1 protein-coding gene and 1 pseudogene are annotated in these 4,337 nt (G+C 59.4%); both read right to left on the minus strand.

The window, feature by feature from the left end:
• Nucleotides 1-1,514 (minus strand): annotated as a pseudogene (locus tag KJA79_RS11635) (DUF6603 domain-containing protein); the annotation flags it as partial.
• On the minus strand, nt 1,511-4,084 hold the full coding sequence (locus KJA79_RS11640; protein WP_213042221.1) for a M64 family metallopeptidase: 2,574 nt from the start codon (nt 4,082-4,084) through the stop codon (nt 1,511-1,513). The pseudogene KJA79_RS11635 and the gene KJA79_RS11640, both read right to left, overlap by 4 nt.
• Nucleotides 4,085-4,337: the final 253 nt, after the last annotated feature.

Genomic DNA, 4,337 nt, shown 5'->3' on the forward strand with positions numbered 1-4,337 from the left:
AGGCCGGTCGGCGGTTGGAAGCCGAGGGAGAGGTCGAATGGACCGACGTTGCCTGGAGCAAAGGTGGTTTGCAGGCGGAATCCCATTCCTTCCGCAGCAAACGACACCGGGCCGAGGGTGCCGGAGATTTGAGTTCCCACTCCCAGGGTCAGGTCCGCGGAATGATCGGTGGGTGCAAAGAGTTGCAGCGTCAGGCCTTGTACCCTGAGGGGGCCGATCGAGAGATTGGCCGGCAAGGATGTTTCGAAGGCCTGGCTTCCTGCGAAGTGCACACCGTTTCTGCGAGACCATTCCAGACCTAGTGGAATCGTGAGCCGGCGTTCGCTGTCGCCGAGCAGGCTGCGCAGGAAGGAGTCGGCCTCCCCCGGTTGCAGCACAAGCGTCAGGTCCTTGAGTTGCGCCGCCACCTGGACGTCCAGTTCGTTCTCGACAAAGGAGGCCCCCAAGTCGACTGATGCCCCCTGCAGTTCAAGGCGGGTGGCGTTCGGTGAACCGAACAACAAAGCCGACGCAGACGGTTTGAAGTCGAACCCGAGACCGATACCCGCAGAAGGCGGTGTTGTGCCCGGTTGGAAGGGGTATTTAATCGACGCCTCGCCTGGGCGGAGCACGATGCCGACTTGGGTGGCGGCATTGGTGCCGGCGCGCACGCGCAAATCGATGGTCGGCGCCAGGCGCAGGGTCAGCGGGAATTCGTTCGGGATGTGAGGTTGGATGGCAAGGCCGGGCAAGGTAGCGCCGTTGCCCTTCAGCTCCACGACACTGATGGCGGCTTCGAGTTCCTGGTCGGCGATTGTAATGTAATAGAAGGGAACCTTGAGCCACTGCGTGTCTTCATCCAGGTCGATGTCTCGGCCTGCATACCCGTTGGCGAGCAATTCCTCTGCCTTGCCAATGAAGACCGGAAAACCGAACGCGAACAACAGTTCGCTGAGGTGCTGAAGCAGGAGCTGAAACTTGAGCTCCTGCGTACCCCATCCATACACCTTTTCCGGCAGGGAGGACGGATCGCGAATGATCTTCGGGATATTGGCCCAATGGAAGTGCGTGCGCACATGGGCGCGTTGATGTGCCGTGGCCGGGATGTCCACCGTCTCGATCACATTGAGGATCGCGAGCCAATTGAATAGGGCCGGTTGATGGGTGGCAAGATAGTCTGTCAGGAGGATCTCGAACAGTCGTTCGCCGATCTCGCTCAGAAACGCGCCCGCATCAACGCCTGGCGGCGCCTGTTCGATTCGCTGGATAGCGAGGTAGGCGGCTTGGGCCTTCCTGAGCAGAGCGAGAATCTCCTCGGTCGTCGGATCGTCTCGTAGGGCCTCGACTGCCTGCATCGCTTCGGCAACCGTCGTCCCCAGCGCGGTATAAGCCGGAGGAACGGACAAGGGCTCCCAGCCGAGACGCAGCATGAAGGACTGAAATGCGTCGCGGTTGCTCAAGGCGCGGCGCAACGGTGCCATCGCGTCGATCATGGCGCGTGCGACCTGTTCGAATGTGCCCGTCGTGGTGCTCATTTTTGCGGATAAATCTCGCCGTAATCCAGGTCGATGGAAAAGTGCTTGTGCGGATCGATGATATCCACCAACAGGTAGCGGCACACCGGGCAGAACTCTTTTCCGTCACTGTCCGAGTTGCGCATGATGCAGTTCCCCGTGGGGTGATAAATCCCGCAGTGATAGGTTTTGCCGCCGGTAAACAAGCCGACGATCCGGTTCTTGTGTTTGAAGCAGCGGGGAAAATCGATATCGAGCTTCTTTGGCTTCTGAATGTCGTTCTTGTCCGGCACGCAGATCTCGTCACTGTCGGGGTCCTGGTTCAGCGCGCAGCCTCGGTCCGTGATGTGGTCTTTCACGTTCAGGGCGATCATTTCGGCAAAGGGGTAGTCCTCCGAGCGGGCCGTTTCACTGGCTTCCACGGGCAGGTACAGCACGCAACCGGCCCCGAACCGCGCCGCATCGGCCGCGGTAAATGAGTGACCGGTCTTGGGCGACACCAGGATGGCTGCGCCCAGGGGATTGTCCGGCCCCTCAGGCTTTGAGAGGTCTGCCACTCCTCCCGGATCTGCCAGGCCGACGATCTGCAGGTGCTCGCTGATGTCAGGATTGCGCGGGAGGGGATTCGGGTACCGTCGAGCGCGCAGGAGCACTGTGTTGCCCTGTTTGAACTGCAGACTTTGGCCCAAGGGAATCGGAATGCGAAAGACACCCGGGGTAGCTTGGCCGATCGCGCCCATGACGACGGTGGCTTTGCGGATGCGATGCCAGCGCCATTTAATGAGATCGCCGTCGATGTCGTTGAAGGAGTCGAGCAGGTCGCTGTGTTTTTGGAGGTTGCCGTAATGCTGGTCGATCTCGCGGCTCTGGGGCAAGGTTCCCTTCTCGCTATATTCGTCGCCCAGGCCGAACGAATGTGCCACCTCGTGACACCCCCGGATGAGGCGTCCATGGGCGATGGTCTTGGTGATGCGGCCGGTGAGATCGATGCGATACGTTGGTTTGCCCGAGACGGGTCTCGCCGGGATTTCGTATCGCTCTTCGACGTTCATGGCGATGTACCCGCGGCCGTAGTTCACCCCGCGATCCCATTTGAGGGAGGAGAAGAGAAAGATCAGGGGGTAGCTGTTGGGACGTGTGCCGTCCGTCCGTTGGACCCAGAGTTGGCCCATCGGATTCCCTTTCGTGTCGTGCAGGCGGTTTAAGATCGGATCCAGCCGCGCGCGCGACATTCGTCGCAGATGAAAGCCGACTTGGCGATTGTCGCTTTCATCGGTGACATTGGGGTAATCGCCGTAGGCCAAACCAAGAGTCGAATCAGTTTCTTCGAGAAACGTCCGCCTTGCCAATTTTTGCCAGCGTCGGACCGTTTCGTCGGCGATCCTGTCATGCGGTACGTCGTCGAGGATGCTATCCCAATAGTCGCGGATTTCTTTCACTGGCCGGTCGAGTCCCTGTCCGGGAACGGGAAGCCCAAGCCTGAACAGCAGGTTGCTGAGATCCCAGCGTGCTCCTGCCGATGGGTCCTCCGGATCAGGCACACAATAGAGATTCACGGTGTCGTCGCTATTAGTTTGCACCTCCCCGTTCTTCTGTTGAGCCGGGTAGACTTCGCAGAGCACCGAAATCCCATGGTGGCTGGAGGGCACGAAGGCCTGAAAATAATTCATCGACGTGGAGAGCAGGTCGAAGGGGCGCGTCAGCCGGCTCTTTTTCATCAACCCTAACAGGCTTCGAATTTGAGATTCGAACTGCGGTTTGTCGTCGGTAATATAGCCATCGGACAAGAAGAGAAAATTCGGGACGAGTTCAGGGTTGACCGTTCCCGGCCAGGTATCCTGGACCTGCACGGTCTCGGTTTTGATGGTGCTTTCCGCCGCCCAATCAGTCGCGAACCGGATATGGCCGCGGGCGATGATCTCAGGAGGGGTAGGGGAGCCGGGATCACGCAGGTCTGCCGGGAGCGTGGCGGTGATCTCGACGGCAGGGTCGCTCGGGCTGTTCCCGACCGAAATGACCAATCGGCCGGATGGTTCCACATTGCCGATGGGCCCCCACGTCAGTCCCTGGTGATTGGTCAGGTCGCCGACGGTCTGGTCATCGAACTGCGCGCGGACCGTGAAACGCCTGAACGTGGTTTGCGGCAATGTCGGACCGTCCGGCCGCAAGGTCAGAATCGGAGGCGTCAGCCAGGCGGATGTCACACGGTTATGAAGATGAATCCGCACGCTAATGCGGTATTCCTTGTCGTCGCTTGAATCCTGCGCCGTTACGTGAAGCAGGAAATTGTGAATGACCGGTGCAGGGGTGGGAGGCGCCGGCACACGGACTTCGCCATTGTCATTGTTGATGGTGATGCCGAAGCCGGAGCAAGTCGGGGGTGTGGCGGTGAGGTCGAGCACGTTTCGAAACGAAGGCTGGAAGTTGATGGTGACGTCGGCATTGGCCGCCAGATAGGCCGCCGCATCTTGACTGCTCCCATCAGGGAGCTGGACATCGACGGCAGCGAGGAGGGCAGGTAAGGTCCTACCGCGCAATAAGTGGATGTCGTACTCTCGATTGCTTTTCCATGTGATTCCGGTAATCGGCATGGTGACTTGGGTTGTCCGGTGATCTCTGAAGCTTGACGAAATGAGAAAATACTTAGCCTCGTACGACCTGGTCGAGCAGGATCACATACAATCATGCAGGGATGAGTCGAAAGGTACTCCGCTCGTGACAGACTGTCAAACTCGTCTTTGTGGAAATACGTGCATTGTTATGCTGAGGACTGCACCGTTTCATCTCATGCGATGACAGCTGTCTTCCCCCGCCGCCGTTTCCGCGCCGGGGCCTGGCCGGCGG

Source organism: Nitrospira defluvii, assembly GCF_905220995.1.
Taxonomy (GTDB): Bacteria; Nitrospirota; Nitrospiria; order Nitrospirales; family Nitrospiraceae; genus Nitrospira_A; species Nitrospira_A defluvii_C.

What these genes read in the sequence shown, in the direction of transcription:
- KJA79_RS11640 (WP_213042221.1), bottom strand. Translation starts at nt 4,084, where the DNA reads ATGCCGATTACCGGAATCACATGGAAAAGCAATCGAGAGTACGACATC.